The sequence below is a fragment of the Longimicrobiales bacterium genome (assembly GCA_028823235.1).
In the GTDB taxonomy this organism is placed as follows: Bacteria; Gemmatimonadota; Gemmatimonadetes; order Longimicrobiales; family Gaopeijiaceae; genus UBA2589.
The window spans coordinates 165,963-185,771 of sequence record JAPKBW010000004.1 but is presented as its reverse complement, the minus strand read 5'-3'; the positions used below and the strand labels follow the sequence as shown (position 1 = coordinate 185,771).

Annotated in this window: 20 protein-coding genes; all 20 read left to right on the top strand. The window is 62.1% G+C overall.

Features of this window, described 5'->3' with window-relative positions:
• The first annotated feature begins 70 nt into the window (after nucleotides 1-70).
• Entirely contained in the window at nucleotides 71-1,561 is a 1,491-nt protein-coding gene (locus OSA81_03710) for a leucyl aminopeptidase (protein MDE0898099.1), read from the top strand.
• Complete coding sequence (locus tag OSA81_03705; protein ID MDE0898098.1) at nucleotides 1,558-3,432, top strand: Plug domain-containing protein; 1,875 nt, start codon at nucleotides 1,558-1,560, stop codon at nucleotides 3,430-3,432. The genes OSA81_03710 and OSA81_03705 overlap by 4 nt, the downstream gene beginning before the upstream one ends.
• 50 nt (nucleotides 3,433-3,482) lie before the next feature.
• On the top strand, nucleotides 3,483-4,370 hold the full coding sequence (locus OSA81_03700; GenBank protein MDE0898097.1) for a YicC family protein: 888 nt from the start codon (nucleotides 3,483-3,485) through the stop codon (nucleotides 4,368-4,370).
• Nucleotides 4,367-5,011 (top strand): guanylate kinase, encoded by a 645-nt coding sequence (gmk, locus tag OSA81_03695; protein MDE0898096.1) that lies wholly within the window; start codon nucleotides 4,367-4,369, stop codon nucleotides 5,009-5,011. The genes OSA81_03700 and gmk overlap by 4 nt, the downstream gene beginning before the upstream one ends.
• A 22-nt stretch (nucleotides 5,012-5,033) precedes the next feature.
• A complete protein-coding gene (gene rpoZ / locus OSA81_03690) occupies nucleotides 5,034-5,252 on the top strand; it encodes a DNA-directed RNA polymerase subunit omega (protein ID MDE0898095.1) in 219 nt (72 codons plus the stop codon).
• An 18-nt stretch (nucleotides 5,253-5,270) separates the two neighbouring features.
• Nucleotides 5,271-6,518 carry a bifunctional phosphopantothenoylcysteine decarboxylase/phosphopantothenate--cysteine ligase CoaBC gene (gene coaBC, locus OSA81_03685; GenBank protein ID MDE0898094.1) on the top strand — a complete coding sequence of 416 codons (1,248 nt, stop codon included), beginning with the start codon at nucleotides 5,271-5,273 and terminating at the stop codon, nucleotides 6,516-6,518.
• Nucleotides 6,515-7,417 (top strand): uracil-DNA glycosylase, encoded by a 903-nt coding sequence (locus OSA81_03680; GenBank protein MDE0898093.1) that lies wholly within the window; start codon nucleotides 6,515-6,517, stop codon nucleotides 7,415-7,417. The genes coaBC and OSA81_03680 overlap by 4 nt, the downstream gene beginning before the upstream one ends.
• A 92-nt stretch (nucleotides 7,418-7,509) precedes the next feature.
• Nucleotides 7,510-8,931, top strand: a complete 1,422-nt coding sequence (gene dnaB, locus OSA81_03675) for a replicative DNA helicase (protein ID MDE0898092.1) — start codon at nucleotides 7,510-7,512, stop codon at nucleotides 8,929-8,931.
• A gap of 59 nt (nucleotides 8,932-8,990) precedes the next feature.
• Nucleotides 8,991-9,650, top strand: a complete 660-nt coding sequence (ispD, locus tag OSA81_03670) for a 2-C-methyl-D-erythritol 4-phosphate cytidylyltransferase (GenBank protein ID MDE0898091.1) — start codon at nucleotides 8,991-8,993, stop codon at nucleotides 9,648-9,650.
• On the top strand, nucleotides 9,647-10,312 hold the full coding sequence (locus OSA81_03665; GenBank protein MDE0898090.1) for an L-threonylcarbamoyladenylate synthase: 666 nt from the start codon (nucleotides 9,647-9,649) through the stop codon (nucleotides 10,310-10,312). Before ispD ends, OSA81_03665 begins: the two co-directional genes overlap by 4 nt.
• Entirely contained in the window at nucleotides 10,293-10,808 is a 516-nt protein-coding gene (locus OSA81_03660; protein ID MDE0898089.1) for a hypothetical protein, read from the top strand. The genes OSA81_03665 and OSA81_03660 overlap by 20 nt, the downstream gene beginning before the upstream one ends.
• The gene (gene aroE, locus OSA81_03655; protein ID MDE0898088.1) at nucleotides 10,805-11,644 is read left to right on the top strand and encodes a shikimate dehydrogenase; all 840 of its coding nucleotides are present in this window, start codon (nucleotides 10,805-10,807) and stop codon (nucleotides 11,642-11,644) included. Before OSA81_03660 ends, aroE begins: the two co-directional genes overlap by 4 nt.
• Nucleotides 11,645-11,874: 230 nt before the next feature.
• Nucleotides 11,875-12,144, top strand: a complete 270-nt coding sequence (locus OSA81_03650) for a hypothetical protein (protein MDE0898087.1) — start codon at nucleotides 11,875-11,877, stop codon at nucleotides 12,142-12,144.
• Between the two features lie 248 nt (nucleotides 12,145-12,392).
• The gene (gene gap / locus OSA81_03645) at nucleotides 12,393-13,403 is read left to right on the top strand and encodes a type I glyceraldehyde-3-phosphate dehydrogenase (GenBank protein MDE0898086.1); all 1,011 of its coding nucleotides are present in this window, start codon (nucleotides 12,393-12,395) and stop codon (nucleotides 13,401-13,403) included.
• A 117-nt stretch (nucleotides 13,404-13,520) separates the two neighbouring features.
• On the top strand, nucleotides 13,521-14,108 hold the full coding sequence (locus OSA81_03640; GenBank protein MDE0898085.1) for a sigma-70 family RNA polymerase sigma factor: 588 nt from the start codon (nucleotides 13,521-13,523) through the stop codon (nucleotides 14,106-14,108).
• A gap of 1 nt (nucleotide 14,109) precedes the next feature.
• Nucleotides 14,110-16,206, top strand: a complete 2,097-nt coding sequence (locus OSA81_03635; GenBank protein ID MDE0898084.1) for an energy transducer TonB — start codon at nucleotides 14,110-14,112, stop codon at nucleotides 16,204-16,206.
• Entirely contained in the window at nucleotides 16,203-17,411 is a 1,209-nt protein-coding gene (locus OSA81_03630; protein MDE0898083.1) for a phosphoglycerate kinase, read from the top strand. Before OSA81_03635 ends, OSA81_03630 begins: the two co-directional genes overlap by 4 nt.
• A gap of 37 nt (nucleotides 17,412-17,448) precedes the next feature.
• Nucleotides 17,449-18,195 (top strand): triose-phosphate isomerase, encoded by a 747-nt coding sequence (gene tpiA, locus OSA81_03625; GenBank protein MDE0898082.1) that lies wholly within the window; start codon nucleotides 17,449-17,451, stop codon nucleotides 18,193-18,195.
• An 80-nt stretch (nucleotides 18,196-18,275) separates the two neighbouring features.
• Nucleotides 18,276-18,650, top strand: a complete 375-nt coding sequence (secG, locus tag OSA81_03620) for a preprotein translocase subunit SecG (GenBank protein ID MDE0898081.1) — start codon at nucleotides 18,276-18,278, stop codon at nucleotides 18,648-18,650.
• 99 nt (nucleotides 18,651-18,749) lie between these two features.
• Nucleotides 18,750-19,799, top strand: coding sequence for a thiamine pyrophosphate-dependent dehydrogenase E1 component subunit alpha (locus OSA81_03615; GenBank protein ID MDE0898080.1), 1,050 nt, complete (start codon nucleotides 18,750-18,752; stop codon nucleotides 19,797-19,799).
• Nucleotides 19,800-19,809 lie beyond the last annotated feature (10 nt).

Below are 19,809 nucleotides of genomic sequence, written 5' to 3'. Positions count from 1 at the left end.
ACGCCGTAGCCCCCGTGAACAAGGGGCTCGGACGTACCGACACCCCAACCATGTACGAAAGGAATCCCCGATGCAGCTGAGCTTCATTGACGCGACGCCCGCGGGTCATGAAACGCCTTTACTCGCCGTTGGCGTTACCGAAGAAGCAGATGCGTCCTCGCCGACCCTGAGTGATCTCGACAGGGCCTTGGATGGAACCGTGTCTCGGGCGATGACTTCGGGCGACATGCGCGGACGGATCGCTGATCAGGTCGTGCTGTATGGACCGGCTAGGGGACCCGAGCGGATCGTGTTGCTCGGACTGGGACAGGCCGAGTCGGTCGACCCTGAGCTGATTCGTCGGATGGCGGGTCGCGCAGTACGTGCCGCGGAAGAGCTACGCCTCGAGGAGGTCGCGATCTGCCTTGATGGGCTCGGTGATGTGAGTGCTGATGCTGCTGCTCAGGCAGCGGCAGAGGGAGCTGGCCTCGCCGCTTGGCGTTTCACCGAACTCAAGTCCGACGACTCGGACGAGCCCGTCGTGAATGTTTGCCAGATCGATCTCGTCGGAGGCCGAGACAACGCGGGCGCGGCAGCGGGAGCGATGGCAGGGGCCGCCATCGCCCGTGGGGCCAACTTCGCCCGGACGCTTCAGTCTCGCCCGGGCAACGTTGCGACGCCGACCCATATCGCCGATGAGGCCGTCCGCATGGCCGGCTTCGTAGGCCTGGGCTCTACCGTGTTCAACGAAGAACGCATGCTGAAAGAAGGGATGCATGCGTTGCTGTCGGTTACCCGAGGTTCGGAGGAAGAGGCTCGGTTCATCATCCTCGAGCATCAGGGCGGGACGTCTGGGGATGCTCCGCTCGTGCTGGTCGGGAAGGGGCTTTCCTTTGATTCCGGGGGGATCTCGCTGAAGCCGCCGGCAGGCATGGAGGAGATGAAGTACGACATGTCTGGTGGTGCTGCGGTCATTGGCGCGATGCAGGCCATCGCCGAGATTGGTGTGCAGGCGAATGTCATCGGGATCGTGCCGTCGTCCGACAACATGCCTTCCGGCACTGCCACGAAACCGGGTGACGTCATCAATAGCCTGGCCGGCAAGACAATTGAGGTCATCAACACCGACGCCGAGGGGCGTCTGATCCTAGCTGATGCGCTCACGTGGGGCGCGCGGCTCAACCCGGCCGCCATGGTCGATTGCGCCACGCTGACGGGGTCCGTAATCATCGCGCTTGGTCATCATGCGGCTGCGGTCATGGGCAATGACGACGAATTGATTCGCGAGTTGCGCGCCGCAGGTGACGCCTCAGGTGAGCGGTGCTGGGAACTCCCGATCTGGGATGAATTCCGGAAGCAGCTCGACAGCCCGACCGCTGACCTTCAAAACATTGGGGGCAGGCCAGGAGGTTCGATCACCGCGGGGGCATTTTTGCGTGAGTTCGTCGGAGATACCCGTTGGGCACACCTCGACATCGCGGGCATGGCGTACGGTGAAGGGAAGCTGTCGTACCAGAGGAATGGGGCGCTCGGGTTCCCCACACGGATGTTGGTCGAATGGGTCCGGAGTCGCGTCGGGTGAAACGCGCCGCTGGCGCAGTTCTCTTCGGCATCCTGATCGCGGTGCCGGCCCAGGCTCAGGAGCCCCCCGACTCGATCGTCGTAGTGGACTCACTGACTGCTCTGGGCTTGCCTTCGCTCGCTGTCGATTCTCTCGCACTGGATTCCCGCGCCCTCGCAGAGGGTGACACGCTGGTCGCCGACTCCCTCTCTGCGGATACGATTTTCTACAACATCCCCCGTGGCACCGGAGAGGCTCCTGTCGGTTTTGCGACGGGCATCTGGGAGTGGGATCGCCACAGCCTCATGGCATCCGGGGCCAACACGCTCGCTGAACTTTTCCAGGAGATTCCGGGCCTGATCACGCTGCTCGGTGGAGACTACGGGACTCCGGCGTCAATAAGTGCTTTTGGACTTGGAGGCGCGGGCTATCGCGTATTTCGGGACGGATTTGAGGTATATCCGGTCGATGGCGGAGTGGCGGACCTCCAGCGCATCGGCCTCGTCGCGGTGAGCCGAATTCGTCTTGAGCGCTCGATGGGTCAGATGATTATCAAGCTCACGTCATATGAATACGATGACGGCCGTCCTTTCTCGGTCATCGAGGCCGGAACGGGTGACTTGAACACGAACATGTTCCGGGGTATCTACACGGACCCCACCGCGCTGGGGGGGAGTCTGGGCATCGGACTCGAGCGGATGGACACACGAGGCAGGGGGCAAGATCGGAAAGAGGGCGGGAACCGGACCGGAAGCTGGGTTCGGTACCAAGTACATCTGCAGAATCGGTTCGGTATCGGGCTCGATCTGCGGCGTTCTCAATCGCAGACGAAGGTCGTGGAGTACACGCCAACCCTGACACGGACCGATGTCATGGCCAAGGCTGGCCTGCGTGTCGTCGACGGGGTCGTCGTCAGCGGATACGCGGGCAGATCGAGCCTCTCGGCTGAAACGGCGGCAAGCATCCACACGATTGGAGGGTCGCGGGGTCAGATCGGCGGATCGCTCGCTGTGGATCGCGGCGGGTTCTGGTTGAACGGAGCGTATCGGCAGTTCGAAGGAGATCTGCCCAGTCGGGCAGCCGACTTATCGCTCGGGTTCGCAAGAGACCGATGGGGTGGCCTGACCGGACACGTTTCGCAGGGCACCTGGAACGGTACCGGCACGCTCAACTATGGCGGCCGAGCATGGGTGAATCCGATTCGGGGCGTAACGCTCTTCGGCTCCTTCGCGGAAGGCGAGTTCGGGAGCAGGGGTGCCATGCTCATGGACGGGACCGTCGCCCCAGAGGCCCCCGACATCGTGCCAGGTGTCGCGGCTATTACCGATCGAAAAACCGGCCGGGCCGGGCTTTCCTTTTCCCGCTGGGGCGTGACGCTGGCCGGGGCGACCCTATATACCTGGTCTGATCTGGCGCTCCCGCTCGGCACAGAGGCCGACTACGGCGCACCCGCCGACATGGGAGTACATCGCACCGGATTCGAGGCCATGGCGATCCTCCCGACGCGCTGGCAGGCACTCACCATCGAGGGCTCATACCAGAGGTGGGAGGAACCCGGCCCGTATCTGCCTGAACAGACGTACCAGGGGGCGTTCGAATACCATAAAGTTTTCAAGGAAACCGGGAATCTCGAGTTGTGGTTCTCCGCCGGGGTCCGCGGGCACGATCCCATGCTCACGTTTGTGGACGATGGTGGGTCGGGTGCCGGCGGCGTCGTGGAAGTGCCGTTTTATCAAAGCTGGTATGGTCACATCCAGGTCAGGGTCGTGACCGTCCGGCTCTGGCTCGGCATGGACAATGCGACCCTGCGCCGAGGTAACCAAACCTATCCTGGGCGCCTGCTTCCTTACGCGCGCTCCTTCTTTGCACTCCGCTGGGACCTCTGGAACTAGGTGGAAGAGTTCTCCCCGGCTTACTTTCCGCCCTCTCTCGGAGGTAGCGAATGATCAAGAGCATGACTGGGTTCGGTGACGCCGAAGGCGATACGTCTGCAGGACGGCTTCGCCTAGAAGTGAAGACTGTGAACCACCGGTTTTTCAACTCGAGCATCAAGACTCCGTCCGGCTTCGACAAGTATGAGAAGCCGATCACAGATGCTCTTAAAGAGCATATCGGACGGGGTCACGTGAACGTGTTCCTCTCCCTCGATCGCACGTCTGCGGAGCTTCAACCCGGGCCCTCGATCGACCTCGCAAAGGCTCGTGGGTATCAGGCTGCACTCGAAAGCCTCAAGGACGCGTTGGATCTTCCGGGGGATGCCGACCTCGCGCTAATGAGTCGCTTCGGAGACATCTTTCGGGCTCCGGAGGCTGATCGCACCGCCGGCGTCGAGGTGGAGGCGGTCTCGGATCTGGCGGCGAAGGCCGCATCGGCTTGCCGTGATATGCGAGAGGCGGAAGGCCTGCGGCTTGAGGCCGACCTCCGGGGTCGCCTCGACGCGATTGGCACGCAGATCGATGTCGTAGAGGTTCGCGCACCGCAGCGTCTGATCGAGCACCGCGATCGCCTGCGAGAAGCGGTGCGTGAACTCAGCGAGCAGGTCGAGGTCGACGAGGAGAGGCTCGCCCGCGAGGTAGCGTTCCTCGCCGAGAAGTGGGACATCAACGAAGAAATCGTACGCTTTCGATCACACATCGAGCTCTTTCGGGAAGCGCTTGAGGGAGACGCGACCGAGCCGGTCGGCAAGCGCCTCGGCTTCCTGGTCCAGGAGATGCACCGTGAAGCCAATACGGTGGGTTCTAAGGCGAACGATGCCGAGGTGGCGCAGGCTTCGGTTTCCATCAAGGAAGAGATCGAGCGCCTCCGTGAACAAATCGAGAATGTCGAATGACCCAGCGAGCTGCCCCTGTGGTCCTCGCCGCAGCGAGTGGCACTGGCAAGACGACCCTCGCGAGGAGGCTCGTGGGTGACTCCGACCGCTATGTGTTCTCTGTGTCTGCGACCACTCGGAGCCCGCGTACAGGTGAAGTAGACGGCGTCGACTATCACTTCCTCGATATCGGAGACTTCGAGAAAAGGGCCGAAGACGGCGAGCTCGTCGAATGGGCCAGTGTCCACGGGCGCCTTTACGGCACACCCCGAGCGGAAATCGACGATGCCGCGCGGCGAGGTGAGCACGTGGTTCTCGACATCGATGTTCAGGGGGCCCGGCAGATACGAGCCTCGATCGAAGATGCCGTGCTGATCTTCGTCCTGCCGCCGTCCGTCGATATTATGATGGCCCGCCTGAAGGGCCGGGGTACGGAGGGACGCGAGGACATTGCTCGGCGGCTTCGGTCTGCGCTGACGGAACTTCAGGCCCTGAAGGACTTCGATTATGTTGTGGTCAACGATGATCTTGACAAATGCATCGCTGAGATTCGATCGATCACTGAAGGCCGGGGTGAGGTGCCAGACTCACCTGAGCAGAATGCGGAGCACTTCAGGACGGAAATCGTCCGGATCCTTCGCGATGAGTACGACAAAAACTGAAGGTCTCTGAACAGGAAGTGCCATGCGAGTTTTTACCCCGATTGAGGTCGCAGCCGCAACCGAGAGCAAGTACCTCGGCGTGTTGGTTGCTGCGAAATACACGCGCGAACTCAACTCGCTACCCAGCGACGCGATGCCGCTCGGTGAAGAGAAGAAGCTGACGACGCGTGCGCTCGAGGCTTTGACCTCCGGTCAGATCGAGTTTCGCCTCGTGAAGCGCCGGCGCCGCGACGAGCCCTAGTAGCGGGGTGGGTGGCTGATGCCGGGCACTCCGCTCACACCGCGTCGGCCCTGGGAGGGCAAGCGTGTCGTGTTGGGAGTGACTGGCGGCATCGCCGCCTATAAGTGCATTCAGGTTGCCCGTGACCTCACTCGCTTGGGCGCCATTGTTGACGTGATTTTGACGCGCTCGGCCCAAAAATTCGTCGCACCGCTCACCTTTGAGGGTGTGACTGGGCGTCCCACGCTCACAGACCTGTTCTCCGCGGATGGTGCAGCTCTGCATGTCCGGCTCGGTCGAGAGGCCGATGTGGTATGCGTGGCACCGGCGACCGCTGACTTTCTCGCGCGCGCCGCACAAGGGCGAGCTGACGACCTCATCTGCACGACGCTGCTCGCGACGAGGGCGCCCGTGGTGATCTGCCCGGCCATGAACGACCGCATGTACGCCCACACCCAGGTGCAGGAGAACCTTCTACACATCAGAGAGCGACTCGGATACCAGATTCATGGCCCGGCCGAAGGAGCTCTTGCAGTGGGCGAAGGCGAAGGGCCCGGTCGGATGATCGAGCCTCGGGAAATCGAGGAAGCCATAGGGCGCGCCCTCGCCACACAGGAAATATTTGCCGGTCGGCACGTACTCGTGACTGCGGGACCGACTCAGGAACCGATTGACCCGGTCCGGTATGTGGGTAATCGGTCTTCTGGCCGAATGGGTTACTCGATCGCACAGGCCGCCTGGAGAAGGGGTGCCCGGGTAACACTCGTGACGGGGCCCTCTGCTCTCGAGTCACCGTTCGGCGTCGCTGTCATCCCGGTGGACACAGCCCGTGAGATGCATGACTCGGTCGCGGAGCGACTAGCTGACGCCGATGTGTCGATCTTCTCAGCTGCGGTCGCGGACTTCCGGCCGACCGATCCGAAGGTCAGCAAGGTGAAGAAGGATGACACGGACGGACGTTTTACGATCTCCATGACGGCGAACCCGGACGTGGCTCGCGACACGCGAAGCGAACGCAAACCCGGTAGCGTCATCGTCGGTTTCGCGCTTGAGACTGACGATCTGCTCGAGAACGCGTCGAAAAAGCTGAAGGAAAAAGGCTTCGATCTCCTCGTGGCGAACGATGCAAACGAAGCTGGGGCAGGGTTCGGTGTCTCTACGAATCGGGTGACATTCCTCAGTGCCGATGGTTCCACAGAGCCATTGCCCCTCTTGTCCAAAGATGAGGTGGCCGACGCGTTGCTCGATCGGGTCGCACGCCTGCTCGAAGGGATTGCGGCTTCGTGACCGAACGTCCGAGCATAAAGGAGAGCGCGCGGCTCCTGCGGCAGCGTATCGAGATGGGTGGGGCTGATCTGGTGCTCGACGGGATGACCCGGGAAGAAGCGCTCGCGCTTGCGGCCGCTGCGGCCACCCTCGAATCCGAAAGGCCCTCCGCCGGAGCCGCTGATGTGCTCTTGTCGTCTGCTGGGCGGGGGCCTACGGCTCCGCGGCCGAGTTCCGGTGGCACAGGCGGTCAGGCCGAACCGGATCGGTTCGTTGGTAAGGCGACCGCTCCGCGGCCCGCTTCGGTCGAGGGGCAGACCTCTAGCTCGACGGGCACTCCTCTTCCTGTGCTCCCGGACGACTACGAGGAACTCCGCGGGATCGCGCTGGGATGCACGGCATGTCGTCTCTCCGCAGGGCGCACACAGGTCGTGTTCTCTGACGGTCCCCCGACCGCTCGACTCATGGTGGTCGGTGAGGCCCCGGGGGCGAATGAAGACAAAACCGGCGTCCCGTTCGTCGGTGCGGCTGGGCAGTTTCTTGATCTACTTCTGGCTACCGTGGGACTGGACCGAAAGGAGTCGGTTTACATCGCGAACGTCTTGAAGTGTCGGCCGCCAGGGAATCGCGATCCCATGACGGATGAAATCGAGACGTGCTCACCTCTTCTCCGCAAACAGATCGACCTAGTCAAGCCGTCGGCGCTTCTGGCCGTGGGTTCCTTTTCCGGCAAACTGCTGACCGGTCAGGATAAGTCTGCTCTCGGGAAGCTCCGTGGAAATGTTCACAGCTACCACGGGGTCCCATTGGTTGTCACCTACCATCCGGCTGCATTGCTTCGTAACTCCAACTGGACAAGGGCTTTCTGGGACGATATGCAACTCCTGCGTGGAGTCATCGACAATAGCCAGGGCGCCTAGGCTGCGGGCGGGGATGTCAATATGTGACTACGGTGCACCGACGCGCTAGAATGGTGCCCCGTCCCCTAGTTCGCCCGCCTCGCTGAGAGTTCATGGAAGCTTCGCCACACTTCCCGAACAACGTGTTTGATCGGACCCCTCCGTTCTCCCTGCGGGCGGAAACCGCTGTTCTTGGCGGCATGCTGATCGATAAGGACGCGGTGACGCGTGTCATTGAGATGGTCCAGGATGGGATGTTCTACCGTGAGGGGAATCGTCGCATTTTCCGAGCGATGGTGCGGCTCTTCGAACGCGGTGCGGTGATCGACCCGATCACCATTACCGAAGAACTGAAGAAAACACAGGAGCTCGATTCGTCCGGTGGCCTCGATTACCTCGGCCAGCTCGTTGACGCCGTTCCGACCGCTGCGAACATCGAATACCACGCCACGATAGTGCGTGAAAAGGCCCTTCTTCGGCGCCTGATCGAGCAGGCGACCCATATCATTCGGGATGCCAACGAGCAGGGGGAGCGCGAAGTCAGCGAGATCCTGGATCAGGCAGAGGCTCGGATCTTTCTAGTCGCGGAAGCCCAAAATCGCTCCGGATTCGTCGGGATCAAGGAGATCCTCTGGCAGACGTTCGAACACATCGAGCGACTCCAGGAGTCTGCATCGGGCATCACCGGGGTACCGACGGGCTTTATCGACCTCGACCGCATGACGACAGGTCTGCAGAAGGGCGATCTGTGCATCATCGCGGCGCGCCCGTCCATGGGGAAAACCGCATTTGCGCTGAACGTTGCCGCTACAGCGGCCATTCAGCATCAGAATCCGGTCGGCATCTTCTCGCTCGAGATGTCATCGAGCCAGCTGGTGCAGCGGCTACTCTGTTCTGAGGGTCGGATTGACGCGCAGAAATTACGTAGAGGCCGCTTGTCACCCGAAGAGCACGAACGACTTGGAACTGCTGCGGGACACCTGAACACGGCCCCGATCTGGATCGACGATCAGCCGGGTAGCAACGTACTGGAGATTCGAGCTAAGGCCCGGCGCATGCAGTCCGACCTGCGGGCTGATGGGAAGGATCTGGGCATGATCGTGATCGACTATATGCAGCTCATGTCGGGAACGGGGTCTTCCGAATCGCGCGTGCAGGAAGTCAGTCAGATCTCTCGTGGCCTCAAGATGCTAGCCCGTGAGCTCGAGGTGCCGGTGATTGCTTTGTCGCAGCTCAGCCGAGGTCCCGAGCAGCGAACCGACAAACGACCCATGCTGTCCGATCTTCGTGATTCTGGTTCCATCGAGCAGGATGCCGATGTCGTCATGTTTCTGTTCCGGCCCGAGTACTACGCTTCGGCGGAGAATCGGGAGGAAATGGAGGGCAAGGCAGAGTTGATCATTGCGAAGCAGCGAAACGGCCCGACTGGTGTCGTCCCTCTGTATTTCCAGAAGGCCTACACCCGCTTTGACTCTGTCGTGGGTGGATCCGGCGGTGATGATCACGGAGGGAACCGGGGCGGCTTCGGTCCGTGACGGTTGAAGCAAAAATCGCAAAGGATCGACCGCGCCTGGGGGGCGCTTGCCGCGTCGGGGTGGCGATCCCGGCTGCCGGCACCGGACAGCGGATGGGGGGAGCGCGGAAACTGTTCCTCCAGCTTTGTGGAGAGCCCGTGCTGCTTCATTCCCTGAGACCCTTCCTTGCGGACAGCCGTGTCATCTCGGTCTGCGTCGCGCTTGCTCTGGATGATGCGGAGCAGCCGCCGGAGTGGCTCACATCGGTCGATGAGCGAGTGGTGATCGTCAAAGGCGGCGCCACGCGCGGGGCCTCGGTTGTGGCAGCGATTGCGGCTCTTGACGATGTCGATGTCATCGCGGTCCATGACGCGGCCCGGCCACTGGTGACCGCTGAGGTCGTATCGGCGTGCATTGATCGAACCGCTCAAGGGCACGGCGTGGTCGCGGGCTGTCCGGCTGTCGACACCATGAAGGTTGTGGACGACACCGGCCGTATCTTGTCGACCGCCGACAGAGCAACCTTGTGGCATGCCCACACGCCGCAGGTATTTCCGGCGGATGTGCTTCGCGCGGCCTACGCCTCGGGCGACGACAACGCGACCGACGACGCCGCGCTCGTCGAGAGTCAGGGTGGCATCATCGAGATGGTGGACGACGGAGGTCTCAACCTGAAGGTCACTCGCCTCTCGGACCTCACGATCGCCGAGGCGGTCCTCAGGGCCAGGGCTGACGAGTGACTCAGCCCCTCAGAACACTGGATTTGCGAGGCGACCCCGACCGTGATCTTGGGCCGGTCGTCGATCATCTGAGGAACGATGGGGTTGTCGGTTATCCGACCGAGACGGTCTACGGCCTTGGGTCCGCATGTACCGCGGTGGGTATGCGAGCACTCCAAATGGTTAAGGGACGATCGGAAAAGAAGTCCTTTATCGCCCTGGTAGCGTCCCGGGAGTCGATCGCCGGGCTTGCTTGGACCGAAGAGGCGTCGGAGCTGGCCGACATTTTTTGGCCGGGTTCCGTGACGCTGGTGCTCGGCGATCCTGACAGCACGTTCCCTCCGGGCGTCCGTGACCCAGCCTCAGGTGGTGTCGCCGTGCGAGTGTCTCCACATCCTGTGGTACAGCGGTTACTGTCCGCGTTCGGTGGGGCCATCACTTCTACGAGTCTCAACATCTCGGGAAGTCTCCCTGCTGCGTCGGGTGCGGAAGCACGCGAGGTGCTCGAGACTATCGGAGCCGACGACGTATGGCTGCTGGACGTAGGCACGCTGCCCGAGTCCGGCCCTTCGACGGTCATCGACTGCATGGGCCCCGTGCCCATTGTCTTGAGGGAGGGTACAGTGCCGATCGAACGTATTCGCTGTGCAATACCGGAGATCTATGGACAGTCATCCAACTGAGGAAAGCACGCCCAGCGTGGGTCCGTTCCGTGTGCTGTTTGTCTGCACCGGCAATACGTGCAGATCGCCCCTGGCGGAGGTTATCGCACAGCGGCAGCTCGAGGAGCGAGGATGGAATCAGGTCGAGGTCGCCTCAGCGGGAGTCGCAGCACTCGGAGGGAGCCCGGCTTCGGGTGGATCTCTGCGCGTTGCGGCTGCGCGCGGCCTCAATCTATCGAGCCACTCGGCAACTCAGCTGACGCGAGCGGTAGCCGAGGATGCCGACCTTATCCTTACCATGTCGGCGAGTCACCTCATGCGTGTAATGGAGCTTGGTGCGGGTGACCAAGCTGCGATCATCACGTCATTCGCCGCGTCCGGCGAGGAGGACGATCTGAGTCAGGGTGTGCCCGATCCGATCGGTGGCCCGGACGAAGAGTATGCTGAAACCTTCGAAGTTCTCGACGACCTGATTGCCCGCTCCTTCGCGAGACTTGAAATGGTGATAAAGCCATGACCGTAACCGCAGCTACCAGGACCATCGCACTGCTTGGAGATCCTGTCGGGCACTCCATTTCTCCGGAGATTCAGAACGCTGCGTTTCGCGAGGCGGGTGTGGACGGGGTCTATGTCGCAGTCCGGTGCGCTGCCGATGATCTCGACGGATTCATGAAGGGCCTGGCCCGAGCGGGCGGGGGCGGCAACGTGACGCTGCCCCACAAGGAAAAAGCCGCAAGCATACTGGATGTGCGGAGCGAGGCGGTCCGTCGAACTGGGGCGTGCAACACATTCTGGGGTGATGAGCACGGCAAGCTGCATGGTGATAACACGGACGTCGATGGTTTCCAGCAGGCCTTGCGGATCTTCATCGGTGGCAATGCGAAGGGGCTACGGGTCCTGTTGCTGGGTGGCGGCGGTGCGGCTCGAGCGGCGCTTCACGGCCTCCTCGAAGAGGGAGCTGATGAGGTCCTCCTGTACAATCGGACACAGGACCGGGCCCGAGCGGTGGCGAGGCGCCTTGGCGGGGAGCGGACCCGCGTCGTCCCGATCTTCCGAGAGCTGGAGGGCGAGAGCTTCGATCTGATCGTGAACGCCACCCGCCTCGGGCTTGATCCGGAAGACGTGACTCCTCTGGATCTGGATATGCTGCATCGGGCCGGCGCTGCTATGGACATGGTCTACGGACGACATACGACCGCCTTCGTCCAGTCCGCCGAAGCGGCGGGTGTCCGTTCGACAGACGGTCTCGAGATACTAGTTCAGCAGGGAGCCGCTTCGTTCGAGCGGTGGTGGGGACATGCCGCCCCCGTCGACGCGATGCGCGATGCAGTCCAGGCTCACCAGGAGGCATGACGCTTTCCCGACTCATTCGGGAGATTCTGACGTTCCTGGTGCCAAGGGGGTGCGTTGCGTGTGGCGAGTGGATTTCTGCGGCTGATGCCGAATTCGTTTGTGTCATGTGCCGCGGTCGGCTCCCGCGGGCGACCTGGCTGAGGTGTTGGCATTCTCATCATCTGACGGGAACCGGCCGCACTGTCTAGGACGACTGTCTCGAGTGCCGAGAGTGGCCCGATACCATCGCCGTGGCCCGATACTCAGCCATTCTCACACACCCGGCCGACCATCTCGTGCATGCACTCAAGTACGATGGATGGCAGGAACTGGCAGGATTCATGGGGCGTGAGATCGCCAAGTGCCTTCGGGATGAAACCTCTCAGGCCGCATCGCTCGCCGAAAGTGTCGGTGCCGTTTTGCATCTCCCCGTCCGTGACGTGGTGGGGCGAGCCTTAGGCGCTTCGTCCCAGACGGCACTTACCTCGGAACAGCGCCGCGAGACTTGGCCCGGGGGCTAGGAGTGCGCTGAATGGGTTGACGGTATTCTTTGTCGATGATGTACTGACGGGGGGCGACGGCCGGAGAGGTGTCGGCAGTTCTTCGCGCCGAAGGGGCTGCTCACGCCGTTGTCGCGACACTCCCGAGGCTGATGGCCAGGAATGGCGGACGTCGAGCGGCCTGAGCGACCACACCGGTGCCGGAATTGTTATGATTGTGGACTTACGTAGACCCTGTGGTCATCACATACATCGGAGCTCTGACACCCATGGCGATCCGTGCAGCGATCAACGGATTCGGGCGCATCGGACGAAACGTCCTCAGAAGCGCGAAGCAGTCCGGCCAGACTGAAATCGACTTCGTCGCGGTCAATGACCTGACGGATTCCGCCACTCTGGCGCACTTGCTCAAGTATGACTCCGTGCACGGGCGCTACCCGGGCTCGATCGAAGTCTCGGACAAGGGCCTCGTCGTTGATGGAGACGAGATTCAGGTACTCAGTGAGCGCGACCCGTCGGCACTGCCTTGGGTGGATCTGGATGTCGACATCGTCATCGAGTCCACAGGACACTTCGCGGATCACGCTGGTGCATCAAGGCACATCGAGGCGGGCGCGAAGAAGGTGATCATCTCCGCACCGGGAAAGAACGAGGACGTAACGATCGTTCTCGGAGTGAATCAGGATGCGTACGATCCGGCCAACCACCACATCATTTCGAACGCATCGTGCACCACCAATTGTCTGGCCCCTGTGGTGAAGGTATTGACCAACTCGTTCGGTTTCCGTCATGGCCTCATGACCACGATTCACGCATACACGAACGATCAGCGGATTCTGGATCTCCCCCATTCGGACCTCCGTCGTGCACGTGCGGCTGCCGTCTCGATGATCCCCACGACGACTGGGGCCGCCAAGGCGACCGGCCTCGTACTTCCCGAGGTGGCCGGTCGTATCGACGGGATGGCGATTCGGGTGCCGACTGCCGACGTCTCGATCGTCGACCTCGTGGCCGAAATCGACAAAGACGTCACGGAAGAGGAAGTGAACGCCGCTTTCCAGGCCGCTGCTGACGGTCCGATGAAAGGAATTCTTGGTGTCTCGCATGATCCCCTCGTGTCCGTCGACTACACGAGCGACCCGCATAGCTCTACAGTGGACGCTCTCTCCACGGCCGTCATGGACGGGCGTATGGTCAAAGTTCTTTCTTGGTATGACAACGAGTGGGGCTACTCCTCTCGGGTAGTCGATCTCGTAGCATTTGTCGGGGCGCAGCTCTAGGCTGATCAGTGTGCCGGGTGCGGTCGACGAGCGTGCCCGGCATTACTGGTATTTGGCGACTTCAAGAGCACGTGACGCGCCTGTAACACCGGGGTGCCAGATGCGTAGTACAGGGTGATGCAAATCGAGCAAGAAACAGCCCGCTCAGGGACCGCGCAGCGCCAGCCCATGCCGGAGGCGCCTCTGCCAGGTGATTTCGGCGCTTGGTATGTCGAGCATCAGAGCGCGGTGTTCCGGTACATTCGGTTCCGTGTCGCGACTCGAGAGACAGCTGAAGACGTGACCGCGGTGGTGTTCATGAAGGCCCTCCGATCATTTGATCGATATGACGAGATGAGAGCCTCTCCGCGTACCTGGTTGCTGCGGATCGCGAAGAACGCGGTTTCGGACCATCTGCGGTCCTTAAAGCGTCGCGGCTCTCTGCACGTGTCGCTTGACCGAATCCCGGACCTTGTAGCCGATGTTCCGTCGCACGAAGAACGGATCATCAAGCAAGAACGAATCCAGCGGTTGCTTAACGCTAGTCGGACCCTCCGCCAGGCCGATCAGGAGATCCTGAGTCTCCGATATGGGTCGGATCTCGACAATGCCGAGATAGCGGAGCATCTGAATATCAGTAATAACGCGGTCGCCGTCCGCCTCCATCGCGCCTTGAAGAGACTCAAGGAATCGATGGAGGAGTCAGGATCCGGTGAGATAGATTGACATGAGTGAGACACCTTTTGACGACATGGGCCTGCCCGACGAGCTGAGGGCGTTGGACGAGGAACTGCTGTGCCTCCGATATGAAGAGCGGCCGTCGTTCGGGCCCGAGCTTCGCGCTGAATTGGCCGAGCAGTGGGCCACGCAGGCTCGCAGACGCCCGTCAGCCCTGCGTCGACACCTCGTTGCGGCGACGATCGTTGGGTTGCTTGTCGGCGGAGCCGCGGTGCCTTCGGCTCGCGCGTCACTTATTCGTCTGATTGGCGGACTGGATAGTACGCCGATCGAGGTTGAAGATCCGGTCAGGATAGAAGCACTGGTCGAGGCCGTGGTCCTCCAAGGCGACCCGATCGAAGCGTCAGTCGAAGAAGCGCCGACGCAGCCAGAAGTGCCAGAGGCAGCGGAATCCGAGATGCCGGCCCTCGTTACGGCTCCGGTCCTCATTCCGCCCGAGATGGTTGACCGTGAGCGTTCACAGCGATTGCTGCAGGAGGCCTATCCATGGTATCTCCAGCGCCAAGATATTGGAGGCACGGTCTGGTTGAATCTTTGGGTCGACGCGACAGGAATGGCCGGGGAGGCGTCGGTACTCCACTCTAGCGAGGTTCCCGCGCTGGACCGCACCGCGTTGCAGGTGGCGCCGCGTTTCATGTTCGAGCCGGCGATCCAGGACGGACGCCGGGTCGGAAAGTGGATTCAGTTTCCCGTTCGTTTCGAACCGGATTCGACGCAGGTCGACCGCGTGCTACCGCCAGTCGTTGATCCGTATAGTCTTCCCAACCTAGGGCAGGCAGACTGGTGGGAGCTTCGTGAGCCTCTCGATTTCACGGACCTGTCTCCCGTTGGCGCGGGTGCCCGAGAGGACGCTTTGGCCCATAGCCAGGCCGCGGCGGCCCTGGCCGATGTGTTTGCTGACCCGACGGTTCTAGAACGCTATGGCCCAGCCGAAGCTGTTCTGCGCGGAGCCGCGCCGGAGGGCGTGACCCCGACCGAATGGCGGGCGGCCGTGGGTGATGCACTGGAATCCTCGATCGAATACGGCTCTTCGATTCCAGCGGGGTTCCTCTCTCTCGGTCGGATCCGAGCTCGACAGGGCTTGCACAGCGAGGCTCGTTCGATGTTCGAGCGCGGTCTGCAGGTGGCGGTCCAGGCCCCGGATGAGACCGGAAGCTGGGTTCTCGCTGAGTTGCACTACGAACGCGCATTGATCGCCCGTGATCGCTGGCTAGCGTCGGACGGCGTTGGGCGGGTGAGGGCGGAAGCCTTCGAGCAGGCGCAGTGTCTTCAGGCGCGTTCCACCGGAGCGGCAGGTTACGGATTCGCCTCTATCGATCGAATGATTGCCTGGAACTATCTGTGCCCCATGCAGTGGACGTCCGTCATCGAAGCTGGATTCGAGGAGTTTCGCAGCGGCAGCGCGGGAAACGTATCTCTCATGATGGCGTCGCTCCGTGCAGCTGTTGAGGCCTATCCGGGGCACGCTGGGGCGAACATCGACCTGTTGCTCACGCTGGCCACGCAGGAGCGTTGGTCCGATGTCCTGGCCGGGGCGCTGCGCTTTTCGCGCGTTAGCCAGGGAGACGCGAGCGGGTTGCTCCTTGCCGGGCTGGCTCTTCACCGGATGGACCGGTCGGCGGAAGCTGCCGAGCACTTCGACGAGGCGCTGTCACGGATGTCCGATGCCGAGGCCGACGAGCTGATTGATGTCGGCTTCCTGTTGGACCGCGACGAACTGCGCTGGTATCGCCGGGTGAGCCCTGATGAGCGGCGTTCTTGGGAGGTCCAATTCTGGAAAACGAAAGACCGCGCGCCGTCGACCGAGGTTAACGAGCGGTGGGTCGAGCACATGGCGCGGGCGACCTACGCCCGGTTCCGCTTCGGTACGGTCTTTGGCGATGCGGGTGAGGTATGGGTACGTTTTGGTGGGCCCAACAGCATCCACATCGTTGATGAAGGCTCCGGCCGCCAGACCGAGTTTTGGAACTACGGGAGCGGGCCGGACATCACGTTCGTTCGATGGACCTCTTCGAAGAGAACGGACCTGACGCCCGAAGGGCGAGCCTACGTTGACGACTTGGGGAAGATTTTTCCTCCACAGTGATTAAAAAAACACTATCGGACGTGGATTCTTCGGCACTCTGTGGCCGCACAGTGATCGTACGCGCAGATCTCAACGTTCCTCTCGAGGATGGCGAGATCTCCGACGGTCAGCGGATTCAGGCTTCGTTGCCAACGCTTACTGAGCTCGCAGGCGCCGGTGCCCGAGTGGTGCTTCTATCCCATCTCGGCCGGCCCAAAGGTCAGGTCAATCCGGAATTGTCTCTGGAGCCGGTGGCACGGCGCCTCGCAGAATCCCTTGGGCACCCTGTCAGCTTCATCCCGTTCACCCACGGCGGTAAGGCTTCGGCGCCGGTAGCGAACCTTCCGGAAGGTTCGGTCGTGTTGCTGGAAAACACACGCTTCGTTCCTGGGGAGACCGCAAACGATTCGGAGTTGGCAGAATCCTGGGCGGAGCTCGGGGACCTGTTCGTGAACGACGCCTTCGGCACCGCACATCGGGCCCACGCGTCGACGGCCGGACTGGCAGCCGCGATGAGGGCGAAGGGTGGGGAAGCCATCGCTGGCCATCTGATGGCGCAGGAGCTCCAGTTTCTCGAGGAGGTGCTGAGGGTTCCGGAACGCCCGTTCGTTGCGATCATCGGCGGTGCGAAAATATCGTCTAAAATCGGTGTGATCTCTTCACTTTTGCCTCGTGTCGATCGTCTTCTGATCGGTGGAGCCATGGCAAACACCTTCTTCCGTGCGCTCGGCCTCGACACGGGTGACTCGCTCGTAGAGGAAGACAGCTTGGATACGGCGCGCGAGCTCATCGAGCAAGGCGGTGAAAGCCTCGTCCTGCCGGTGGATTGCATCGTTGCCGACGAGCTGTCGAACGACGCGGATGTGCGTGCCGTCCTTCGGCACGAGGTGAGTGGACGGGACAAGATTCTCGACGTCGGCCCCGAAACACGGGAACGCTTCACCGACATGATCCGCGGGGCGCGGTCCATCGTCTGGAATGGCCCCATGGGCGTTTTCGAGATAGACGCCTTCGCTCAGGGCACGATCGACGTAGCCCATGCGGTTGCGGATGCCTGTGACGGCGGCGCTCTCGGTGTGCTCGGTGGAGGAGATTCCGCCGCGGCCGCTGACCGAGCAGGTGTCGTTGAACGACTCACGCACGTCTCAACCGGTGGTGGCGCTTCGCTGGAATTGCTCGCAGGCGCTCGGCTCCCTGGAGTCGAAGCTCTCACCGATCTCAATTGACTTACAGTCTCCACCTGAGCCTATCCGAGGCGAGCCTATGGCCGTGATTGCTGGTAACTGGAAGATGCACATGGGCCCCGATGATGTCCCGGGGTTCTTTGACTCGTTCGATGTAGCCGCGATTCCCGCGACGCAGGAACTGCTGATCTTCCCTCCATCGGTGTCCCTGCGGGCTGCGGTTCAGGCGTCGCTCCGAGACCCTCGGGTGCAGATCGGTGTCCAGAACATTCACTGGGAAGATGGGGGCGCATACACTGGTGAAACGTCCGCGGGAATGGCCCGGGCTGCCGGTGCCACATTTGCCCTGATCGGACATTCTGAACGTCGTCACGTCTTTGGAGAGACCGATCAGCAGACGGCACGGAAGGTCGAGGCCGCCCGACGGCATGGCTTGGTGCCTGTTCTTTGCGTGGGGGAGACACTCCAGGAACGTCAGGCCGGGAGGGTGTCAGAGGTGATCCTCCGCCAGCTGGACGTCGCTCTCCCGGCACTTTCCACAGGCGGGGAGCGGTTTCTCATCGCTTATGAGCCGGTCTGGGCCATTGGTACTGGCGAGACTGCGACACCGGAAGACGCCAGTGAGGCGCACGGGACGTTGCGGAGGCGGCTCGAAGGGGCCCTCGGCATTGCCGACGGTGTCGCCGTACCGTTGTTATACGGTGGGTCGGTGAAGCCGGAAAATGCGTCGGAACTGCTGGCGGCCCCTGACGTAGATGGAGTGCTGGTGGGAGGGGGGAGTCTGGATCCCGGCTCATTCGCTGGAATCGCCTCGGCAAGGCCTTAGTGAAGGCGCTTTGGCCCCGTTGACACCCCCAACGGCTTCTCAGACGTTTAGTTACATACTTCGACGGAAGAAGCATTACGATGTACGGATTTTTACTGGCCGCCCTGGTACTCGACGGACTCTTTCTCGCGACCGTGATCTTGCTGCAGGCAGGCAAAGGTGGCGGACTCGCAGCGGTTGGCGGCAGCGGCGGAACCATGGCCGATGGCGTTCTAGGCGGTCGTCAGGCGACCACGGTGCTCACTCGGGCAACGTGGACGGCCGGGGCGATCTTCATGTCCCTGGCGCTGGTCTTGTCTATTCTGTCCTCTCGCGCTCGTGCGCCTGAGTCGGTGATTCAGGTCAACGCACCTGCGGCTACCGCACCGGTCCCAGTTCTGCCGGGTGTTGCTGAGCAGCCGACTGCGGTCGGAGACGGCAACACGGACGGCAACGCCAGGAACGAGGGCAACTGACCTCTTGAGCCGCGTTAGCGGGTTACGCGACCCGAACCGCGACACGGCGGACCTCTGGAGGTCCGCCGTTTGCGTATCCGGGAGTTGCCGGGGCCGGTCATGATGGACCGAGATGCCCATGGGCTGGGCCGGAAGGAGCTTCATGAGCTCTACCGAGCTCTTTGCCTCACGCGCGCCGCGGAAGAGCGCCTCGAGGTCCTCCAGGAACGAGGCCACCTGACGGGTGAGCTTTACCGGTCACTCGGACAGGAAGCCGGCGCCGTTGGGGCGGCATTTGCTCTTCGACGGACGAACGACGGAACCGGGGACTTCCTTGCCCCCACGGTCCGCGCTGCGGGGGCTCTGTTTCTGTTCGGAGGCGAGGTCCTCGATTTTTTCCGTCAGTACTTGGCCCGCGGCACCGGCCCGACGAAGGGGCGTGAGGCCAACGTCCACTGGTTCGATTTCCAGAAAGGCTTTGTCGGCCCTGTCTCTCCGCTTGGCACGATGATCGAGGTGATGGCCGGCATCACGTTGTCATTCCGACTCCGGGGCCAGGATCGAGTCGGAATGGTGTTCGACGGCGATGGCGCGTCCTCGACGGGTGCCTGGCACGAAGGACTCAACTTCGCGGCCGTGCAACGGTGCCCTATGATTCTCGTCGTCGAGAACAACCAGTGGACTTTCTCGACGTCGACGCACAAGAATACGCGGGTGGAAAGCTTCACGGAGAAGGGCCCGGGCTATGGAATCGGGGCTGAGTCGGTTGACGGCACCGATGTCCTCGCTGTGTTTGACGCGGTTCGGAGGGCGGCTGCGCTCGCGCGGGCCGGTGACGGAGTGTGCATGGTGGAGTTGCGGTACTTCCGTCGGGGAGGCGATGCCCAGCACGATCTTCAGGAATATGGGGATCCTGCGGCGATCGCTGAGTGGGAAGCGAAGGATCCGATCGACGGGTTCCGGGGGCGTATGCTCGAGAACGAGTGGGCTACCGAAGAAGAACTGGCTACGATCGAGAGTGACGAATTCGAGCGTTGTCACGTGGCCTCCGAGCAGGCGATTGGGGAATCACTTCCTGCTGGCCCGGACGCCGTGGAGTCCGTGTACTCAAATCTTGATGCGACCCGGCCGTGGACCCGTGCCGTGTCTCCTGACCCGACGATGGCCTGAAGGGCTGACG

Coding starts and splice junctions, on each gene's coding strand:
- OSA81_03710 (MDE0898099.1), top strand. CDS start 71: ATGCAGCTGAGCTTCATTGACGCGACGCCCGCGGGTCATGAAACGCCT.
- OSA81_03700 (MDE0898097.1), top strand. CDS start 3,483: ATGATCAAGAGCATGACTGGGTTCGGTGACGCCGAAGGCGATACGTCT.
- gmk (MDE0898096.1), top strand. CDS start 4,367: ATGACCCAGCGAGCTGCCCCTGTGGTCCTCGCCGCAGCGAGTGGCACT.
- rpoZ (MDE0898095.1), top strand. CDS start 5,034: ATGCGAGTTTTTACCCCGATTGAGGTCGCAGCCGCAACCGAGAGCAAG.
- coaBC (MDE0898094.1), top strand. CDS start 5,271: ATGCCGGGCACTCCGCTCACACCGCGTCGGCCCTGGGAGGGCAAGCGT.
- dnaB (MDE0898092.1), top strand. CDS start 7,510: ATGGAAGCTTCGCCACACTTCCCGAACAACGTGTTTGATCGGACCCCT.
- OSA81_03660 (MDE0898089.1), top strand. CDS start 10,293: ATGGACAGTCATCCAACTGAGGAAAGCACGCCCAGCGTGGGTCCGTTC.
- aroE (MDE0898088.1), top strand. CDS start 10,805: ATGACCGTAACCGCAGCTACCAGGACCATCGCACTGCTTGGAGATCCT.
- gap (MDE0898086.1), top strand. CDS start 12,393: ATGGCGATCCGTGCAGCGATCAACGGATTCGGGCGCATCGGACGAAAC.
- OSA81_03640 (MDE0898085.1), top strand. CDS start 13,521: ATGCAAATCGAGCAAGAAACAGCCCGCTCAGGGACCGCGCAGCGCCAG.
- OSA81_03635 (MDE0898084.1), top strand. CDS start 14,110: ATGAGTGAGACACCTTTTGACGACATGGGCCTGCCCGACGAGCTGAGG.
- tpiA (MDE0898082.1), top strand. CDS start 17,449: ATGGCCGTGATTGCTGGTAACTGGAAGATGCACATGGGCCCCGATGAT.
- secG (MDE0898081.1), top strand. CDS start 18,276: ATGTACGGATTTTTACTGGCCGCCCTGGTACTCGACGGACTCTTTCTC.
- OSA81_03615 (MDE0898080.1), top strand. CDS start 18,750: ATGATGGACCGAGATGCCCATGGGCTGGGCCGGAAGGAGCTTCATGAG.